Origin of the sequence: Streptomyces sp. Da 82-17 (assembly GCF_046098215.1) — a bacterium.
GTDB lineage: Bacteria > Actinomycetota > Actinomycetes > Streptomycetales > Streptomycetaceae > Streptomyces.
Genome location: NZ_JBJURH010000022.1, coordinates 17063 through 35084 on the forward strand (window position 1 = coordinate 17063; position 18022 = coordinate 35084).

Here is an 18022-nt window from a genome sequence, read left to right on the forward strand (position 1 = left end):
ACGAGCAGTACGGGACGAGGGGCGGCCGTGATCCACGGCCGCCCCTCGAACATCCGCGCCACAGCGGATAGCCTCCGGCCATGGCGAATGGGCAGTGGTATCCCCCCGAGTGGCCGGACCGTATTCGCGCACTCGCGGACGGCACCCTGACCCCGGTGCGGCCGCGCCGGGCGGCCACGGTCATGCTCCTCAAGGACACCGCCGACGGCATCGCCGTCCACATGCTGCGCAGACGCGCCTCCATGGCCTTCGCCGGAGGCGCGTACGCCTATCCGGGCGGCGGCGTCGACCCGCGCGACCACGAGCGGCTCGTCGCCTGGGCGGGACCGGGCCGGGCCGAGTGGGCTCGGCGGCTCGGCGTCACCTCGGAGACGGAGGCCCAGGCGATCGTCTGCGCCGCCGTCCGCGAGACGTACGAGGAGGCGGGCGTGCTGCTCGCCGGACCGAACGGGAACTCGGTCGTCTCCGACACCACGGGCGCCGGCTGGGAGGCCGACCGCGAGGCGCTCGTCGCCCGCGACCTCTCCTTCGCCGAGTTCCTCGACCGCCGCGGCCTGGTGCTGCGCAGCGACCTGCTCGGCGCCTGGACCCGCTGGATCACCCCCGAGTTCGAGCCCCGGCGCTACGACACGTGGTTCTTCGTCGCCGCGCTCCCCGAGGGCCAGCGCACCCGCAACGTGTCCACGGAGGCCGACCGCACGCTGTGGGTACGGCCCGCGGAGGCCCTCGCCGGGTACGGCCGCGGCGACCTCCTGATGATGCCGCCGACGGTCGCCACGCTCCGCCAGCTCGACGCGTACGACAAGGCCGGCACCGCTCTCGGCGCCGCCGACGACCGCGACCTGACCCCCGTCCTGGCCCAGGCCCGCCTGGAGAACGGCGAGTTGGTGCTCGCCTGGCCGGGGCACGAAGAGTTCACCAAGCACCTCCCGGCCGCGCACGACGGCCCGAACGCCGAGGGACCCTCCGCATGACCGACGCCGCCGCCCTCCCCGGACAGCCGCGCGGCGGGGTCCTCACCGGCCCCGCCACCGCCCGTACGATCAACGTCCTCGCGCCCAACCCGTCGGCGATGACCCTGGACGGCACCAACACCTGGATCGTCGCCGAACCGGACTCCGACCTCGCTGTCGTCATCGATCCCGGCCCGCTCGACGACGACCACCTGCGCCAGGTCATCGGCGTGGCCGAGCAGGCGGGCAAGCGGATCGCCCTCACGCTCCTGACACACGGTCACCCGGACCACGCGGAGGGCGCGTCCCGCTTCGCGCAGCTCACCCGTACGAAGGTCCGGGCCCTCGACCCGGCGCTCCGCCTCGGCGACGAGGGGCTCGGCGCGGGCGACGTCGTCACGACCGGCGGCATCGAACTCCGTGTCGTCCCCACGCCCGGCCACACCGAGGACTCGCTGAGCTTCCATCTCCCCGCCGACCGGGCGGTGTTGACGGGCGACACGATCCTGGGCCGCGGTACGACGGTCGTGGCGCACCCCGACGGCCGCCTCGGCGACTACCTGGACTCACTGCGCCGGCTGCGGTCCCTGACGGTGGACGACGGCGTGCACACGGTGCTTCCCGGCCACGGCCCGGTCCTGGAGGACGCCCAGGGCGCCGTCGACTTCTACCTCGCCCACCGCGCGCACCGCCTCGCCCAGGTGGAAACAGCGGTCGAGAACGGCCACCGCACCCCGTCCGAGGTGGTCGCCCACGTCTACGCGGACGTCGACCGCTCCCTCTGGCCCGCAGCAGAACTCTCGGTCAGAGCCCAGCTGGAGTATCTGCGGGAGCACGGGCTGATCTGAGCCCGCCGACAGGGGCGCGGCGGGGCCTGTTGATGGGGGCGCGGGGAACGGCGCAAAGACCTCAGCCACAACGACCGCGCACAGGCCCGACAAGCAGAAGCGGGGCCCACCGGCCGCAACCGGTGGAACCCCGCACCGCAACGTCCGGGCAAGCCCCGCGACCAGCGGGACCGCGGCTAGCGGGACCGCTTCGCGAGCCGCTCCACGTCCAGCAGAATCACCGCACGCGCCTCGAGCCGCAGCCACCCACGACCGGCGAAGTCCGCCAGCGCCTTGTTGACCGTCTCGCGGGACGCGCCGACCAGCTGGGCCAGCTCCTCCTGCGTGAGGTCGTGCACCACGTGGATGCCCTCCTCGGACTGCACGCCGAAGCGGCGCGACAGGTCGAGCAGCGCGCGGGCCACACGGCCGGGCACGTCCGAGAAGACCAGGTCGGACATCTGGTCGTTGGTCTTGCGCAGGCGCCGGGCGACGGCACGCAGCAGCGCGGCGGCCACCTCGGGGCGGGCGTTCAGCCAGGGCTGCAGGTCGCCGTGGCCGAGGCCGAGCAGCTTGACCTCGGTGAGCGCGGATGCGGTGGCGGTACGCGGGCCCGGGTCGAACAGCGACAGTTCGCCGATCAGCTCGCCGGGGCCGAGGACGGCGAGCATGTTCTCGCGTCCGTCGGGCGAGGTGCGGTGCAGCTTCACCTTGCCCTCGGTGACCACGTACAGACGGTCACCGGGGTCGCCCTCGTGGAACAGCGCTTCGCTGCGTGCGAGGGTCACCTCACTCATGGAGGCGCGCAGCTCCGCCGCCTGCTCGTCATCGAGCGCCGCGAAGAGCGGGGCGCGCCGCAGAACGTCGTCCACGAGTTCTCTCCTATGTCGACCTGCTACAGGGGTCCGTGGTCCCCATGATGCCGGACGGTCCAAACAGTGTGATCAGTCACAAGTTTGCCGTACCGGCGCGGCGTCCCGTGCGACAGGGGGCCCAATCGGGGTCTGTTCACCCGGGTCACCGGCGGATGTCAGTGCCTGGCTTTACTCTGGCCGAGTGTCCAATACGCCGGTGAGAGCGCAGGACGAGGGGGCTGGGACGTTGGCGGAGCGCGCCTATTCCGCTGTGGGCGAACAGCGTTCAGCAACCGCAAAGATAGCCGCAAAACGGATGAACGGGAAGGGTGCGGAGAGAGTGCCAGAAGCACCCAAGAAGCCGACACCGACGAAGCAGACGGCACCAGCGAAGCAGACGGCACCGGCGAAGAAGACGACACCGGCGAAGAAGCAAACGGCGACGAAGAAGACCGCATCGCCAACTCCCAAGAAGGCGACGGTCGCGAAGAAGGCCACGGCCAAGAAGACGTCGACCACCACCAAGCCCGCCACCGCGAAGCAGAAGCAGCAGCAGACCCAGACCCGGAAGCAGACGCCGAAGCCCGCCCTGAAGGTCCCTCAGCACGAGTCCCGCCTCTCCCTCGTCCGCCGCGCCCGCCGCATCAACCGCGAGCTCGCCGAGGTCTATCCGTACGCCCACCCGGAGCTGGACTTCGAGAACCCGTTCCAGCTGCTCGTCGCCACGGTGCTGTCCGCGCAGACCACCGACCTGAGGGTGAACCAGACGACACCGCGCCTGTTCGCGGCGTACCCGACCCCCGAGGACCTGGCCGCGGCCAACCCCGAGGACGTCGAGGAGCTGATCAGGCCCACCGGCTTCTTCCGCGCGAAGACCAAGTCGATCATGGGCCTGGCGACCGCCCTGCGGGACGAGCACGGCGGCGAGGTGCCCGGCCGCCTGGAGGACCTCGTCAAGCTCCCCGGCGTCGGCCGCAAGACGGCCAACGTCGTCCTGGGCAACGCCTTCGGCGTCCCCGGCATCACCGTCGACACGCACTTCGGCCGGCTCGTCCGCCGCTGGAAATGGACCGACTCCGACGACCCGGAGAAGATCGAGGCCCTGGTCTGCGACATCTTCCCGAAGAGCGACTGGACGATGCTGTCGCACCGGATCATCTTCCACGGCCGCCGCATCTGCCACGCCCGCAAGCCCGCCTGCGGAGCCTGCCCCATCGCCCACCTCTGCCCGGCGTACGGCGAGGGCGAGACGGACCCGGAGAAGGCCCAGAAGCTCCTGAAGTACGAGAAGGGCGGCCTCCCCGGCCAGCGCCTCAAGCCCCCGCCGGACTACCCGGGCAAGCCCGCACCCCCGCTGGCGGCCGGATGACGCGTACGCGAACCGACAGGACGCCGAAGGGCCCGCGAACCGGGCCCGCGGACAGAATCGCGCCCCGGGGGCGGAACGAACGGGGCGCTCCACGACGTTGTGCAGCCATGGACGGACGGGGGTGCCCATGACGCACGGGCGACACGCAAGCCATACGTACGACACCGAGGTGCAGGCGTACGACACCGAGGTGAAGGTCAGCGCCGACGGCTTGCCCGAGTGGCTGGAGCCGGTGGCGCGCGCTGCCGCCACGGTCCGGCCCACCGAGCTCAGCCGCTTCCTGCCGCCGGAGAACGGCGAGGGGCGGCAGTCCGCCGTGCTGATCCTCTTCGGCGCCGGCAGCCCCGAGACGGGCCCCGAGCTGCTCCTGATGGAGCGCTCCAGCGCGCTGCGCTCGCACGCCGGCCAGCCGTCCTTCCCCGGCGGCTCCCTCGACCCGGAGGACGGCGATCCGCAGGGCGACGGCCCGCTGCGCGCCGCGCTCCGTGAGGCCGAGGAGGAGACCGGCCTCGACCCGGCGGGCGTGCAGATCTTCGGCGTGCTGCCGAAGCTCTACATCCCGGTGAGCGGCTTCGTCGTCACGCCCGTCCTCGCCTGGTGGCGCGAACCGAGCCCGGTCGGCGTGGTCGACCCGGCCGAGACCGCGCGGGTCTTCACGGTCCCCGTGTCCCATCTCACGGACCCGGCGAACCGCGTGACGTCCGTGCACCCGCGCGGCCACAAGGGGCCCGCGTTCCTCGTCGGACCGGCCCTGGTCTGGGGTTTCACCGCCGGGATCATCGACCGCCTGCTGCACTTCGCCGGCTGGGAGAGACCCTGGGACCGCTCGAACGAGGTCCCGCTCGACTGGCACGCATGACAGGCCGACCGGCACGCGTGACAGGCTTGGCCCTCGTGCCGGGCCGGCGCACCCGCACCGGGCGGACGTGCACCACCCCGGCACGGGACGAGGACGAACAGATGCGAGGCGAGGACTGAATTCGGTGAACGTGCTGGACATACTGCTGCTCGTCGCCGCCGTGTGGTTCGCGATCGTCGGGTACCGCCAGGGCTTCGTCGTCGGCATCCTCTCGGTGATCGGCTTCCTCGGCGGCGGCCTCGTCGCCGTGTACGTACTGCCGGTGATCTGGGACGCCCTCACCGACGAGCAGGAAGTGAGCACCACGGCCGCGGTCGTCGCCGTCGTCGTCGTGATCGTCTGCGCCTCCGTCGGCCAGGCCTTCACGACGCACCTCGGCAACAAGCTCCGCAGATACATCACGTGGTCCCCGGCCCGCGCGCTGGACGCCACCGGCGGCGCCCTGGTCAACGTCGTCGCGATGCTCCTCGTCGCCTGGCTGATCGGCTCCGCCCTCGCGGGCACGACGCTGCCGACGCTCGGCAAGGAGGTGCGCAACTCCAAGGTGCTGCAGGGCGTCTCCGCCGCGCTGCCCAGCCAGGCCAGCACCTGGTTCGCGGACTTCTCCTCGGTCCTCGCACAGAACGGCTTCCCGCAGGTCTTCAGCCCGTTCTCCAACGAGCCGATCACCGAGGTCCAGGCCCCCGACCCGAAGCTGCGCAACAGCCCGGTCGCGGACCGCGCCAAGCAGTCCATCGTCAAGGTGATGGGCACGGCCACGAGCTGCAACAAGGTCCTGGAAGGCACCGGCTTCGTCTTCGACGAGCGCCGCGTCATGACCAACGCGCACGTGGTCGGCGGAGTCGACGAGCCCACGGTCCAGATCGGCGGCGAGGGCCGGCGGTACGACGCGACGGTCGTGCTCTACGACTGGGAGCGCGACATCGCCGTACTGGACGTGCCGGACCTGCAGGCCAGGCCGCTGCAGTTCACCGACGAGGACGCGGTGAGCGGCGACAGCGCGATCGTCGCGGGCTTCCCGGAGAACGGCGCGTACGACGTCCGCTCCGCGCGCGTCCGCGGCCGCATCAACGCCAACGGCCCGGACATCTACCACCGGGACACCGTCCGCCGCGACGTCTACTCGCTGTACGCGACCGTCCGCCAGGGCAACTCCGGCGGCCCGCTGCTCACCCCGGACGGCAAGGTCTACGGCGTGGTCTTCGCCAAGTCCCTCGACGACCCGGAGACCGGGTACGCGCTGACCGCCGACGAGGTCCGTACGGACATCAAGCTCGGCCGCACCGCGAACCAGCAGGTCGACACGGAGGGCTGCGCGCTCTGAGGCCCTCTGAGACGTCTGAGACCTCTGAGGCCGCTGCGACCTCTGCCGTCCTCGCGTAGGTGAGGGCCGGGCCCTCGCGGGCCCGGCAGCCGGCGGTCAGTCCCTGACGGTGTGCCGCGGCCAGTCTCTGGCGGTGTGCCGCGGTCAGTCCCTGGCGGTGTGCCGCAGCCGCGCCGAGACCCAGCGGGCCCTGCGGCGAAGGATGCGGGGAATCCCCATGCCCGCCTGCGCGGGATGCTCGGGCCGGCCCGACGGGCCGCCCTTCCGGAGCGAGCTCAGCGCTGCGGCCGAGCGGCGATTGCGTGCTGCGTCACTGTAGTCGTGCGTCCAGCCCATACCGGGACGTCTGCCCGGGCCTCATGGTCGGTAACCGCACCGGCCGCCCCCAATTGGCCTATGCGCGGGGCAAGTGGCGTTCGACGTACGGTAGTTCGGCTCCGCGCTCCGACAGCCGCCGAGCCGCCGAACGGGCCGGGACGGCTGCGACCGGCACGGCTGTCGCCGGTCCCACGATTACCGGTCTCACGGTTACCGGTCCGGCGGCGGCTGGTCCAGCGGCTACCGGTCCGGCTCCGGGTCCTTCAGCCAGTTCACCAGCTCCGTGGAGAACGCGACCGGGTCCTCCTCGTGCGGAAAGTGCCCGAGCCCGTCGAACAGCCGCCAACGGTACGGCGCCTCGACGTACTCGCCGGAGCCCGCCGCGCTGCGTGTGCGCATGACCGGGTCGAGCGAGCCGTGCAGATGCAGCGTCGGCACCCGCACCGGCCGCTTCATCCGCCGGTTGAACTGGATCCCGTCCGGCCGCGCGAGCGAGCGCACCATCCAGCGGTACGGCTCGATCGAGCAGTGCGCCGTCGACGGAATGCACATCGCCCGCCGGTACGTCTCCACCGCGTCGTCCTCCGGCAGCCGCGGACCCGACCAGTCCCGGATCAGCCGGCCCACCAACGCGCCGTCGTCCGCGACCAGTTGACGCTCCGGCAGCCACGGCCGCTGGAAGCCCCACACGTACGAACCGGCGGCGGTCTGCTTGAAGTCGGAGAGCATCGCCGAGCGCCAGCGGCGCGGATGCGGCATCGAGGACACCGCGAGCCGGCGCACCAGCTTGGGCCGCATCACGGCCGCCGTCCACGCCAGATAGCCGCCCAGGTCATGGCCGACCAGCGCCGCGTCCGGTTCACCGAGCGAGCGGACCACTCCGGTGATGTCGAGCGCGAGGTTCGCCGGGTCGTAGCCGCGCGGGGTGCGGTCGCTGCCGCCGACCCCGCGCAGGTCCATCGCGACGGCCCGGAAACCCGCATCGGCCAGGGCCGTCATCTGGTGCCGCCACGTCCACCAGAACTGCGGGAAGCCGTGCAGCAGCAGCACCAGCGGTCCGTCGCCCACCTCCGCGATGTGGAATCGCGCGCCGTTGGCGGCCACGTCCCGGTGGATCACCTCCCGGTCGCCGGGCAGGTCGATCCGTACGACCGAGGGCGGAGGGGAGGATGCGGCGGGTGTGGCGGGTTCCGTCATGAGGACGAGCGTGCCACAGGCTGCGCGTCCGCCGGCTTGTCGAGGCTCGGGCCGGTGCTCGAAGCGGGGACGGGGCGCGGATGCGGCTTGACGTTCTGCAGTACGGCAGCCGTCTCCTTGGCCGAAGCGACCGCCTTCTGCGGGCCCTTGCCCTTCTTCGCCTTCTTGAACATGACGAGCCCGATGAGCGCCAGCAGCACCGCCACGAGCACATTCGCCGCGAAGGACAGCAGGAAGCAGACCGACAGGTGCCAGCCGCTCCACGCCTGGATGCCGTAGGCGAGGGCGAAGCTCAGCATCGGCAGCGAGAAGATCAGCACAGCGACGGCCGCGATGAACGCACCGCTGCCCATCCCGGCCCGCTTGACGTCCTGTCGCAACTGGGCCTTGGCCAGGGCGATCTCGTCGTGCACCAGCGCGGACATCTCGGCGGTCGCCGAGGCGACCAGCTGCCCGAGGCTGCGGTCGGCGCCATCGGCTGCGCTCATCGCTGTCTCCTTCTGCTTTCTCGACGGTGGCGGTCTGTACCGGCGGCCTGTTCGCACAGCGCCTGTGTCAGATCATGCCGGACTGTCGTCGTGCTCGCTTCCCCCGGTGGTCAGTTCGGCGATACGCCGGTGCTCCGCGGCCTTCTTCTCGTAGATCTCGGCCATGCGGAGGTGGTACTCGGGGGTGTCCCGCTCGTAGACGTCGGGGATGCCGGAGAGGTCCTCGTCGCGCTCCTCTTCCTCCCACAGCTTGCGGTACTTGGCGTTGCGCAGCTTGAGCAGGACGCCCGCGAGGAGCGTGGCGATCACGGAGCCGGCGAGGACGGCGGCCTTCACCTCGTCCGTCATGGCCGGGTCGCCCTCGAAGGCGAGTTCGCCGATGAGCAGCGAGACGGTGAAGCCGATGCCGGCGAGCGTGGAGACCGCGAAGACGTCGGGCCAGGACAGCTCGTCGCTGAGCTCGGCGCGGGTGAAGCGGGTGGTGAGCCAGGTGCCGCCGAAGATGCCGACGGTCTTGCCGACGACCAGGCCGAGGACCACGCCGAGAGTCTCCGGCTGGGTGAACACATCGGCGAGCGCGTCGCCGGACACGGCCACTCCGGCGGAGAACAGGGCGAACAGCGGCACCGCCAGGCCTGCGGAGAGCGGCCGCACCAGGTGCTCGATGTGCTCGCCGGGGGAGTGCGCCTCGTCGTCCTTCCGGCTGCAGCGCAGCATCAGACCCATGGCGACACCGGCGATCGTGGCGTGGACCCCGCTGTTGTACATCAGCGCCCAGATGACCAGCGCCAGCGGTACGTACACGTACCAGCCGCGGACGCCCTTGCGGAGCAGCACCCAGAAGACGACCAGGCCGACGAAGGCGCCGCCGAGCGCGGCGAAGTTCAGCTGGTGCGTGAAGAACACGGCGATGATGACGATCGCGAACAGGTCGTCGACCACGGCCAGCGTGAGCAGGAACGCCCGCAGGGCCGACGGCAGCGAGGTGCCGAGGACCGCGAGCACGGCGAGCGCGAACGCGATGTCGGTGGCCGTCGGCACGGCCCAGCCGTCCATCGATCCGTTCCCGGCGACGTTCGTCAGTACGTACACCAGGGCCGGGGTCGCCATGCCGCAGAGCGCGGCGACAACCGGCAGGACGGCGGCCTTCGGGTCGCGCAGGTCACCGGCGACCAGCTCGCGCTTGAGTTCTATGCCGGCGACGAAGAAGAAGATCGCGAGCAGTCCGTCCGCCGCCCAGTGCTGGACGCTCAGGTCGAGGCCGAGCGCGGCGGGGCCGATGTGGAAGTCGCTGACCGCTTCGTAGCTGCCGCTCAAGGGGCTGTTCGCCCAGACCAGCGCGGTGACCGCGGCGACGAGGAGCAGCACACCGCCGACGGTCTCCGTGCGCAGGGCGTCGGCCACATAGTTCCGCTCCGGGAGCGAGAGCCGGCCGAATGCCTTGCGGCGGTTCTGGGGCTGAGGCTGGGTCTTGTTCTGGTTCGGGGAAGGCGCGGACACAGGCGGGAACCTCCGGTCTTCGTGCGGCAACTTGGGGTCGTTGAAGCAGTTGCCGACCAGACTTCCCGGCGCACCTATTGCGTCTGCGTTGTCGTGTTCTTGACGCTCGACCCACTGTACCCGGCGGCTTCGAAGGTGCGTCCGGCGATCTTCACCCTAGGCGCGCGAAGGGCACCCGGCTCGTCGCCGAGTGCCCTTCGGGGGATGTGCGCGGCGACCCCTTCTTCGGCGGGGCCGGCGCGGGCGGGTCAGTCCTCGGAGCCCGCCGAGGGGAGCTTCGTCTGGATCAGGTCCATCACCGACGAGTCGGTCAGGGTGGTGACGTCCCCGAGCTCACGGTTCTCCGCGACGTCCCGGAGCAGGCGCCGCATGATCTTGCCGGAGCGGGTCTTGGGCAGCTCGGCCACCGGCAGGATCCGCTTGGGCTTGGCGATCGGGCCGAGGGTGGCGCCGACGTGGTTGCGCAGCTCTCCGACCAGGTCCTCGGACTCGGCGGCGCCGCCGCGCAGGATCACGAACGCCACGATGGCCTGACCGGTGGTCTCGTCCGCGGCGCCGACCACGGCCGCCTCGGCGACGGCCTCGTGCGAGACGAGCGCCGACTCCACCTCGGTGGTCGAGATGTTGTGGCCGGACACCAGCATCACGTCGTCCACCCGGCCGAGCAGCCAGACGTCTCCGTCCTCGTCCTTCTTCGCCCCGTCACCGGCGAAGTACTTGCCCTCGAAACGCGACCAGTACGTGTCGAGGAAGCGCTGGTCGTCGCCCCAGATCGTGCGCAGCATCGACGGCCACGGCTCGGTCAGGATGAGATAGCCACCGCCGCCGTTCGGCACCTCGTTCGCCTCATCGTCCACGACCGTCGCCGAGATGCCGGGCAGCGGGCGCTGGGCCGAGCCGGGCTTGGTCTCGGTGACGCCCGGCAGCGGCGAGATCATCATCGCGCCGGTCTCGGTCTGCCACCAGGTGTCCACGATGGGGCACTTGTCGGCGCCGATGTGCTTCCGGTACCAGACCCAGGCCTCCGGGTTGATGGGCTCGCCCACCGAACCGAGGACCCGCAGCGAGGACAGGTCGAACTTCGCGGGGATGTCGTCGCCCCACTTCATGAACGTACGGATCGCGGTGGGCGCCGTGTAGAGGATCGTGACGCCGTACTTCTGCACGATCTCCCAGAAGCGGCCCTGGTGCGGGGTGTCCGGCGTGCCCTCGTACATGACCTGCGTTGCGCCGTTGGCCAGCGGTCCGTACACGATGTACGAGTGGCCGGTGACCCAGCCGACGTCGGCCGTGCACCAGTAGACGTCGGTCGAAGGCTTGAGGTCGAAGACGGCGTGGTGGGTGTACGCGGCCTGGGTGAGGTAGCCGCCCGAGGTGTGCAGGATGCCCTTCGGCTTACCCGTCGTCCCCGAGGTGTAGAGGATGAACAGCGGCTGCTCGGCGTCGAACGCCTCGGGCGTGTGCTCGGCGCTCTGCCGCCCCACCGCGTCGTGCCACCAGACGTCACGGCCCTCGGTCCAGTCGACGTCCTGGCCGGTGCGGCGGACGACGAGGACGTGCTCGACGTTGTCCACGCGCGTGACCGCCTCGTCGACGGCCGGCTTGAGGGCGGCGGGCTTGCCGCGTCGGTAACCGCCGTCCGAGGTGATGACCACCTTGGCGTCGGCGTCCTTGATGCGCGTCGCGAGCGCGTCCGAGGAGAAGCCGCCGAAGACCACGGAGTGCGCGGCGCCGATCCGGGCGCAGGCCAGCATCGCGATGGCCGTCTCCGGGATCATCGGCATGTAGACCGCGACCCGGTCGCCCTTTTGAACTCCCAGCTCGAGCAGGGCGTTTGCGGCCCGCGAGACCTCGTCCTTCAGCTCGGCGTAGGTGATCGCGCGGCTGTCGCCCGGCTCGCCCTCGAAGTGGATGGCGACCCGGTCGCCGTTGCCGGCCTCGACGTGCCGGTCCACGCAGTTGTACGCCACGTTGAGCTTGCCGTCGGCGAACCACTTCGCGAAGGGCGGGTTGGACCAGTCGAGTGTCTCGGTCGGCTCGGTCGCCCACGTGAGGCGCCGCGCCTGCTCGGCCCAGAACCCGAGCCGGTCGGCCTTGGCCTGTTCGTACGCCTCCGCCGTCACGTTGGCGTTTGCGGCCAGATCGGCGGGCGGCGCGAACCTGCGCTCTTCCTTGAGCAGGTTGGCCAAGGATTCGTTGCTCACGACATCTCCCTTACGGTGCTTTGCCTGGGGGCGACCGTTGTGTTCCAAGCCACAGCTCATCAGACGGGCCCTGCTGGTGACAAGGCCTGTGGAAAAGTGGTTTAGACCTATGCGGGGGTCGGGTCCGGGGTCTCCGTCGCTCCGGGCGTCACCGAGGCCACCGGGGCCGAACTCCCGGGCGCCACACGGTCGAAGAGCTGCTCGGCGTCCGCCAGGAGATAGGCCTGCGCCTCACCCACGTGGAAGTACATGCCGTGCAGGCTGAGCCGCCCTTCCGCGACCCCGCGCCGCACCGACTCGTGCTGCCGCAGGTGCTCCAGCTGCTGGACGACGTTCGTCAGGCACAGCTGCTCCGCCGCGTCGGCCGGCGCCCGCCCGGCGAGCCGCGCCCACGCGTGTCCCTCGTCGGCCATCCGCTCCAGGCTCGGCCGGCCGTGCTGCAGCCAGCGCCGCAGCGGCGTCTGCCCGCCCTCCGCGGGGGAGTTGAGCAGCGCCTGCATCGCCCCGCACCCGGAGTGCCCGCACACGGTGATCGACTCGACCTGCAGCACATCCACCGCGTACTCGATCGCCGCCGCCACCGAGTCGTCCCCGCTCTCCTCGCCCGGCAGGGGCACCAGGTTGCCGACGTTGCGCACCACGAACAGGTCGCCGGGGCCGCTCGACGTGATCATCGACGTCACCAGACGTGAGTCCGCGCAGGTCAGGAAGAGCTGGGACGGCTTCTGGCCTTCCCGCGCAAGCCGCGCCAGCTCGCCGCGCACCAGGGGAGCGGTGTTGCGCTGGAACGAGCTGATGCCGTCGGAGAGGCGCCGTCCGCTGCCCGCCACCTCGGTCGACTCGTGGCAGCTGTGGTTGCGCCACGGCGTCCAGGGCCGGCAGCAGGAGTGCGCCGCGGACGCGGGTTCGGCGATCCGGCCGCCGTTCCTGCCGGTCCGCTCGACTCTCCCGCCGTGCGTGGTGTGCGCGTCCTCCCAGTCCTGCAGCGTCTCGAACGCCGCGTGGTCCATGAACGACCCGTCCAACTCCACTACGGCGTCGGCACCTTGAGGGATCAGATGCAGTGCCCTGCTCAGCCGCGGCACGGCGAGGAACGTCAACTGCCCCCGCACGCGCACGTGGTGCACGCCGTCGCGCACCTCGTGCGTGATCCGCGTACGAGCGAGGCGTTGCAGGGCGACCCCGACGGCCACGGCGACCCCGATGGCCACGCCTTCGAGCACGCCGAGGAAGATCACGCCGAGCGTCGTCGCCACGTACACCAGCACCTCGCGGTGGCGGGTGACCGTACGGATGTGGTTGATCGAGACCATCTGCACGCCGACCGCCATGACCAGCGCGGCCAGCGCCGCCAGCGGGATCAGGTCGAGCACCGGCACAAGCAGCAGCGCCGCGAGGACCACCCAGAGTCCGTGCAGCATCGCGGAGTTGCGGCTCACCGCGCCCGCGCGCACGTTGGCCGAACTGCGCACCGCGACACCGGTGACGGGCAGTCCGCCGAGCGCGCCGGAGACGATGTTCGCCGCGCCCTGGCCGCGCAGCTCCCGGTCCAGGTCGGCGCGCGGCACGGGCGGGCCCTTGCGCGCGGTGGCCAGCTTGTCCACGGCGACGGCGGAGAGCAGCGACTCGACGCTGCCGACCAGCGTGATCGTGAGCACCGCGGCGATCAGACCGAGCACCGGGCCCTCGGGCAGCCCGGCCAGCGCGTGGCTCTCCCACGACGGCAGGTCGACCCGCGCCAGCCGAAGCCCCCCGAACGCCGCGACCGCCGTGGCGGCGGCGACCGCGGCCAGCGCGGCGGGCACGACCCGCGCGACCCGGCCGAGTCTCCCGGGAAGGCGCGGCCAGCCCAGCAGGACCACCAGGGTCAGCGCGCTGACCGACAGCGCGACGGGGTGGACGTCGGCCAGCTGCGCGGGCAGCTGCTGCACGTTGTCGACCACGGAGCTGTGCGGATTGCCGCCGAGCACGATGTGCAGCTGCGCGACCGCGATGGTGACGCCGATGCCCGCGAGCATGCCGTGCACGATCGCCGGGCTGACGGCGAGCGCCGAGCGGGCCACCCGCAGGTACGCCAGGGCGAGTTGGGCGAGCCCGGCGATCACGGTGATGGCGCAGGTGGTGCGCCACCCGTACGTCTGGATGAGGTCGGCGGTGACCACGGTGAGACCGGCGGCGGGACCGCTCACCTGCAGCGGGGCGCCGCCGAAGCGCCCCGCGACGATTCCGCCGACGGCCGCGGCGACGAGCCCGGCCTGCAGCGGCGCCCCGGTGGCGAGAGCGATGCCGAGGGACAGCGGCAGCGCGATCAGGAAGACGGCGATCGACGCGGAGACGTCGGCACCGGCGATACGGAACCGGCCCTTGCCGTGCGGCGGGCCGTGCGGCCGGCGGGCGTCGGCGGGTTCTGAGAGGTCGTCGGTGCGGGTGGGGACGCAGGCAGACATGTTCCCGTCTCCTCCGGGCTACGCGGTCGCTTGGAACTGCCCCGAGCGAATGCCGGGGGCATGTGGGGACGCGGCCGTGGGTCACGGCGTACAGCGGCGGGATCTATCAACTCTCGGTAAATGAATCGTAATGGAGAGTAAAGGCTTCGACCGAATTTTCGGGGCAAATGGGGTAAGTGTTCACTCCGAGGAGTGATTAGTCGTTTTGTACGGCTTGTCGTGTCCTCGACTTCGGGTGGGCGTGCGACTTTGGCGGCGCCGTCGCTTTTAGGGCGCATTTTCTGTGTTTGGGCGTTTCTGTCTTCATGTCGGAATTCCTGGTGACGGCGACCGCGCCCGGCCATTTCACGCGCCGAAGAATCACGACCCGAAGGAAGAGGTGGGCGGATGGCCGCCACCAAGAAGCTCGCCGCGGGCGCCGTCGTCGCGGCCTGCGCCGTAGCACTCGCCGGTTGCGGAAGCGGTGAATCCGGCACCAAGGAAGGCGCCCAGGGCCCGAAGAAGGCACAGCCCGCGCCCGCCCCCAAGAGCGCGGTCCGGCTCATCGGCGACGGGTCCACCGCGTACACCGGGGCGCAGCCCAACCTGCCGAAGCCGGAGCGCCTGAAGCCGGGTCAGAAGCCCCCGCAGTTCGTGGTGTTCTCCTGGGACGGCGCGGGCGAGGACAGCCAGAAGCTGTTCTCGCACTTCCGCAAGGTGGCGAAGGAGAACAACGCCACCATGACGTACTTCCTGAGCGGCGTGTACATGCTCCCCGAGGACAAGAAGGAGCTCTACGAGCCGCCGCAGCACTCCGCGGGACGCTCCGACATCGGCTTCAACGACGCCGAGGGCATCCGCAACACCGTGACCCAGCTGCGCTCCGCGTGGCTCGAGGGCAACGAGATCGGTACGCACTTCAACGGCCACTTCTGCGGCAAGGGCGGCGGCGTCGGCGAGTGGTCGGTGGAGGAGTGGAAGTCGGAGATCCGCCAGGCCAAGAACTTCGTGAAGCGCTGGAAGACCAACACCGGCGACCGGCAGGCGGCCGCGCTGCCCTTCGACTACGACAAGGAGCTCATCGGCGCCCGCACCCCCTGCCTGGAGGGCCAGAAGAACTTCACCAAGGCCGCCCGCGACCTCGGCTTCCGGTACGACACGAGCGGCGTCAACAACCAGGTCTGGCCCAAGAAGAAGGACGGCCTCTGGGACCTGTCCCTGCAGCTCGTCCCGGTGCCCGGCCGGAACTTCGAGACGCTGACCATGGACTACAACTTCATGGTCAACCAGTCCGGCACCGACTCACAGGGCGACCCGTCCAAGCACGAGTACTGGGGCGACCAGATGCGCGACGGCCTGCTCAAGGGCTTCGAGCGCGCCTACAAGGGCAACCGCGCCCCGCTGATCATCGGCAACCACTTCGAGTCCTGGAACGGCGGCACCTACATGCGCGCCATCGAGGAGACCGTCGAGCGGGTCTGCACCAAGAAGGAGGTCCGCTGCGTCTCCTTCCGCCAGCTCGTCGACTGGCTGGACGCCCAGGACCCGAAGGTCCTGAAGCAGCTCGGCACCCTCCCCGTCGGCAAGGCGCCGAAGCAGGGCTGGCCGGACTTCCTCTCCGGCAAGCCCGCCCCGGCGCCCAAGGGCGTGCCGGGCGCCCCGGCCGTCAAGCCGGCTGAGGAGCACTCGAAGCACTGACCTGCGCGGACTCGGGGTTCTCGCGCAGTACGAAGTCGGGGTCGACCTGGTCCGCCAGGTCGGCCCCGGTCCGTTCGTTGCCCCAACTCGCCGCGTTCTTCAGGTGGAAGTGCACCATCTGCCGCGTGTACCGCTCCCAGTCACGGCGTTTGTACGACGCGTCCGCGGCCGTGAACATCGTCGTCAGAGCCTCGCGGTTGGCCGACTCCAGGAGCTCGAACCGCGGCGGCCTGCCCTTCTCCATCGCCCGCACCCAGTCCGAGTGCCCGACGGTCACCAGCAGGTCGTCGCCCACTTCCTGGCGCAGGAAGTCGACGTCGTCCTGGCCCTGGACCTTGTTGCCGACGACGCACAGGGCGACGCCGAAGTCCCGCGCGTACTCCTTGTACTGGCGGTAGACCGAGACGCCCTTGCGGGTCGGCTCGGCCACCAGGAAGGTCATGTCGAAGCGGGTGAACATGCCGGAGGCGAACGAGTCGGAGCCCGCCGTCATGTCGACCACGACGAACTCGTCGCGCCCGTCCACCAGGTGGTTGAGGCACAGCTCCACGGCGCCCACCTTGGAGTGGTAGCAGGCGACGCCGAGGTCGGACTCGGTGAAGGGGCCTGTGGCCATCAAACGGATGGCGTTGCCGTCGAGTTCCAGCGGGCGCGCGCACGCGTCGTAGACCGGGTTCTCCTCGCGCACCCGCAGCAGGCGCGAACCGCCGCCGGGCGGCGTGGTCTTGATCATCGTCTCGGCGGAGGCGATCCGCGGATTGGCGCCGCGCAGGTACTCCTTGATGAGCGGCAGCTGCGCCCCCATCGCGGGCAGCGCCGCGGCCTCCTCGTCGGTCAGTCCGAGGGCGGCGCCCAGGTGCTGGTTGATGTCGGCGTCGACCGCGACGACGGGCGAACCGGTGGCGGCGAGATGACGGATGAAGAGCGAGGACAGCGTGGTCTTGCCGCTGCCGCCCTTCCCCACGAAAGCGATCTTCATGTTCACGAAGGGTAGTGCCGTGATCGCTGTGCGAGGTCGCGCTGCGTGAAGAAGACCACTCCTTCGTGGGGCGGCCCGCCGAAGTGCGTAGGCTGCTTACTTATGAGTACGACAGCCGATCCGCTCGCCGTGCTCGGCTCGCTGCCGGGCGTCGCCGAGTCCGTGGAGTCCGTGCGCAAGAGCGTCGACCGGGTCTACGGGCACCGCGTCATGCGCCGCCGCAGCAACGAGATCACCTCCGAGGCCGCACTCCGTGGAGCGCGCGGTTCCGCGGCGCTCTCCGGTGCCGACTGGGCCCTCGAAGAGGTGCGCAGGCGCAGTGACTTCAGCGGGGACGACGAGTCCCGCACGGTCGGCGCCGCCCTCCGGTTGACGGCTGAGGCCGGGCAGCTGCTCTCCATCTGGCGCCAGTCGCCGCTGCGCGTCCTCGCGCGTCTGCACCTGGTCGCGGCCGGAGTGCAGGACGACACGGTGGGGCGGCCGCGGCTCGCGGGCGAACCCGTCGACGAGCCCGTGGTGGAGCTTCCGCTTCCGTCCGCGGACGAGGTGTCCGGGCGGCTCGAAGGGCTTTCCCAGCTGATCATCAAGGGCAGTTCGGCCCCGGCGCTCGTGACGGCCGCCGTGGTGCACGGCGAGCTGCTCGCGCTGCGCCCCTTCGGCTCGTACAACGGGCTCGTCGCGCGCGCGGCGGAGCGGCTGGTGCTGATCGGCAGCGGCCTCGACCCGAAGTCGATCTGCCCGGCGGAAACGGGCCACGCGGAGTTGGGGCGGGCTGCCTATGTGGCGGCACTGGACGGCTACGCGGCCGGTACGCCGGAAGGCATGGCGGCGTGGATCGCCCACTGCGGCAAGGCGGTTGAGCTCGGGGCGCGTGAATCGACCGCTGTCTGTGAGGCGCTGCAGCGCGGAGCGGCCTGACACGAAAACCGGCTCTTGGAGAGCCGGTTTTCCCCCTGAACAGGGTTGCGGCGGTACCAGTCCTGGTACCGCCGCTGGCATGTCCGTCCAGTTACCAAGCGTCCTCGA

Annotated in this window: 15 protein-coding genes; 7 read left to right on the plus strand and 8 right to left on the minus strand. The window is 70.8% G+C overall.

Features of this window, described 5'->3' with window-relative positions; genetic code table 11:
- The first annotated feature begins 80 nt into the window (after positions 1-80).
- Together ACIDOF_RS29830 and ACIDOF_RS29835 are read left to right on the plus strand one after the other, a co-directional pair.
- A complete protein-coding gene (locus ACIDOF_RS29830; protein ID WP_409009260.1) occupies positions 81-974 on the plus strand; it encodes an NUDIX hydrolase in 894 nt (297 codons plus the stop codon).
- A complete protein-coding gene (locus ACIDOF_RS29835; protein WP_409009261.1) occupies positions 971-1801 on the plus strand; it encodes an MBL fold metallo-hydrolase in 831 nt (276 codons plus the stop codon). The genes ACIDOF_RS29830 and ACIDOF_RS29835 overlap by 4 nt, the downstream gene beginning before the upstream one ends.
- 176 nt (positions 1802-1977) lie before the next feature.
- Here ACIDOF_RS29835 and ACIDOF_RS29840 read toward each other — a convergent pair whose 3' ends face one another.
- Positions 1978-2652, minus strand: coding sequence for a Crp/Fnr family transcriptional regulator (locus ACIDOF_RS29840; protein WP_409009262.1), 675 nt, complete (start codon positions 2650-2652; stop codon positions 1978-1980).
- 298 nt (positions 2653-2950) lie between these two features.
- On the opposite strand from ACIDOF_RS29840, the gene nth reads away from it, so the two are divergent.
- The 3 genes from nth to ACIDOF_RS29855 all read left to right on the plus strand — a co-directional run bounded on the left by nth (position 2951) and on the right by ACIDOF_RS29855 (position 6186).
- Complete coding sequence (nth, locus tag ACIDOF_RS29845) at positions 2951-4003, plus strand: endonuclease III (RefSeq protein WP_409009263.1); 1053 nt, start codon at positions 2951-2953, stop codon at positions 4001-4003.
- Positions 4004-4130: 127 nt separating this feature from the next.
- On the plus strand, positions 4131-4862 hold the full coding sequence (locus tag ACIDOF_RS29850) for an NUDIX hydrolase (RefSeq protein WP_409009264.1): 732 nt from the start codon (positions 4131-4133) through the stop codon (positions 4860-4862).
- A gap of 124 nt (positions 4863-4986) precedes the next feature.
- A complete protein-coding gene (locus ACIDOF_RS29855) occupies positions 4987-6186 on the plus strand; it encodes a MarP family serine protease (RefSeq protein ID WP_409009265.1) in 1200 nt (399 codons plus the stop codon).
- A gap of 144 nt (positions 6187-6330) precedes the next feature.
- On the opposite strand, the gene ACIDOF_RS29860 is transcribed toward ACIDOF_RS29855, so the two are convergent.
- From ACIDOF_RS29860 to ACIDOF_RS29885, 6 genes are all read right to left on the minus strand, one after another.
- Positions 6331-6522, minus strand: coding sequence for a hypothetical protein (locus ACIDOF_RS29860; protein WP_409009266.1), 192 nt, complete (start codon positions 6520-6522; stop codon positions 6331-6333).
- 222 nt (positions 6523-6744) lie between these two features.
- The gene (locus tag ACIDOF_RS29865; RefSeq protein WP_409009267.1) at positions 6745-7701 is read right to left on the minus strand and encodes an alpha/beta fold hydrolase; all 957 of its coding nucleotides are present in this window, start codon (positions 7699-7701) and stop codon (positions 6745-6747) included.
- Positions 7698-8189 carry a phage holin family protein gene (locus ACIDOF_RS29870; RefSeq protein WP_409009268.1) on the minus strand — a complete coding sequence of 164 codons (492 nt, stop codon included), beginning with the start codon at positions 8187-8189 and terminating at the stop codon, positions 7698-7700. Before ACIDOF_RS29870 ends, ACIDOF_RS29865 begins: the two co-directional genes overlap by 4 nt.
- Before the next feature lie 72 nt (positions 8190-8261).
- Complete coding sequence (gene nhaA, locus ACIDOF_RS29875; RefSeq protein WP_409009269.1) at positions 8262-9689, minus strand: Na+/H+ antiporter NhaA; 1428 nt, start codon at positions 9687-9689, stop codon at positions 8262-8264.
- A gap of 248 nt (positions 9690-9937) precedes the next feature.
- The gene (acs, locus tag ACIDOF_RS29880; RefSeq protein ID WP_409009270.1) at positions 9938-11953 is read right to left on the minus strand and encodes an acetate--CoA ligase; all 2016 of its coding nucleotides are present in this window, start codon (positions 11951-11953) and stop codon (positions 9938-9940) included.
- 47 nt (positions 11954-12000) lie between these two features.
- The gene (locus tag ACIDOF_RS29885; protein ID WP_409009271.1) at positions 12001-14340 is read right to left on the minus strand and encodes a bifunctional SulP family inorganic anion transporter/carbonic anhydrase; all 2340 of its coding nucleotides are present in this window, start codon (positions 14338-14340) and stop codon (positions 12001-12003) included.
- Positions 14341-14727: 387 nt separating this feature from the next.
- Here ACIDOF_RS29885 and ACIDOF_RS29890 point away from each other — a divergent pair, with 387 nt between their 5' ends.
- Complete coding sequence (locus ACIDOF_RS29890; protein ID WP_409009272.1) at positions 14728-16017, plus strand: hypothetical protein; 1290 nt, start codon at positions 14728-14730, stop codon at positions 16015-16017.
- Here the strand turns inward: ACIDOF_RS29890 and ACIDOF_RS29895 are convergent.
- Positions 15986-16996: an ATP-binding protein gene (locus ACIDOF_RS29895; protein ID WP_409009273.1), complete on the minus strand. Its 1011-nt coding sequence runs from the start codon at positions 16994-16996 to the stop codon at positions 15986-15988. The genes ACIDOF_RS29890 and ACIDOF_RS29895 overlap by 32 nt on opposite strands.
- Positions 16997-17098: 102 nt before the next feature.
- On the opposite strand from ACIDOF_RS29895, the gene ACIDOF_RS29900 reads away from it, so the two are divergent.
- Complete coding sequence (locus ACIDOF_RS29900; RefSeq protein WP_409009274.1) at positions 17099-17914, plus strand: oxidoreductase; 816 nt, start codon at positions 17099-17101, stop codon at positions 17912-17914.
- Positions 17915-18022: the final 108 nt, after the last annotated feature.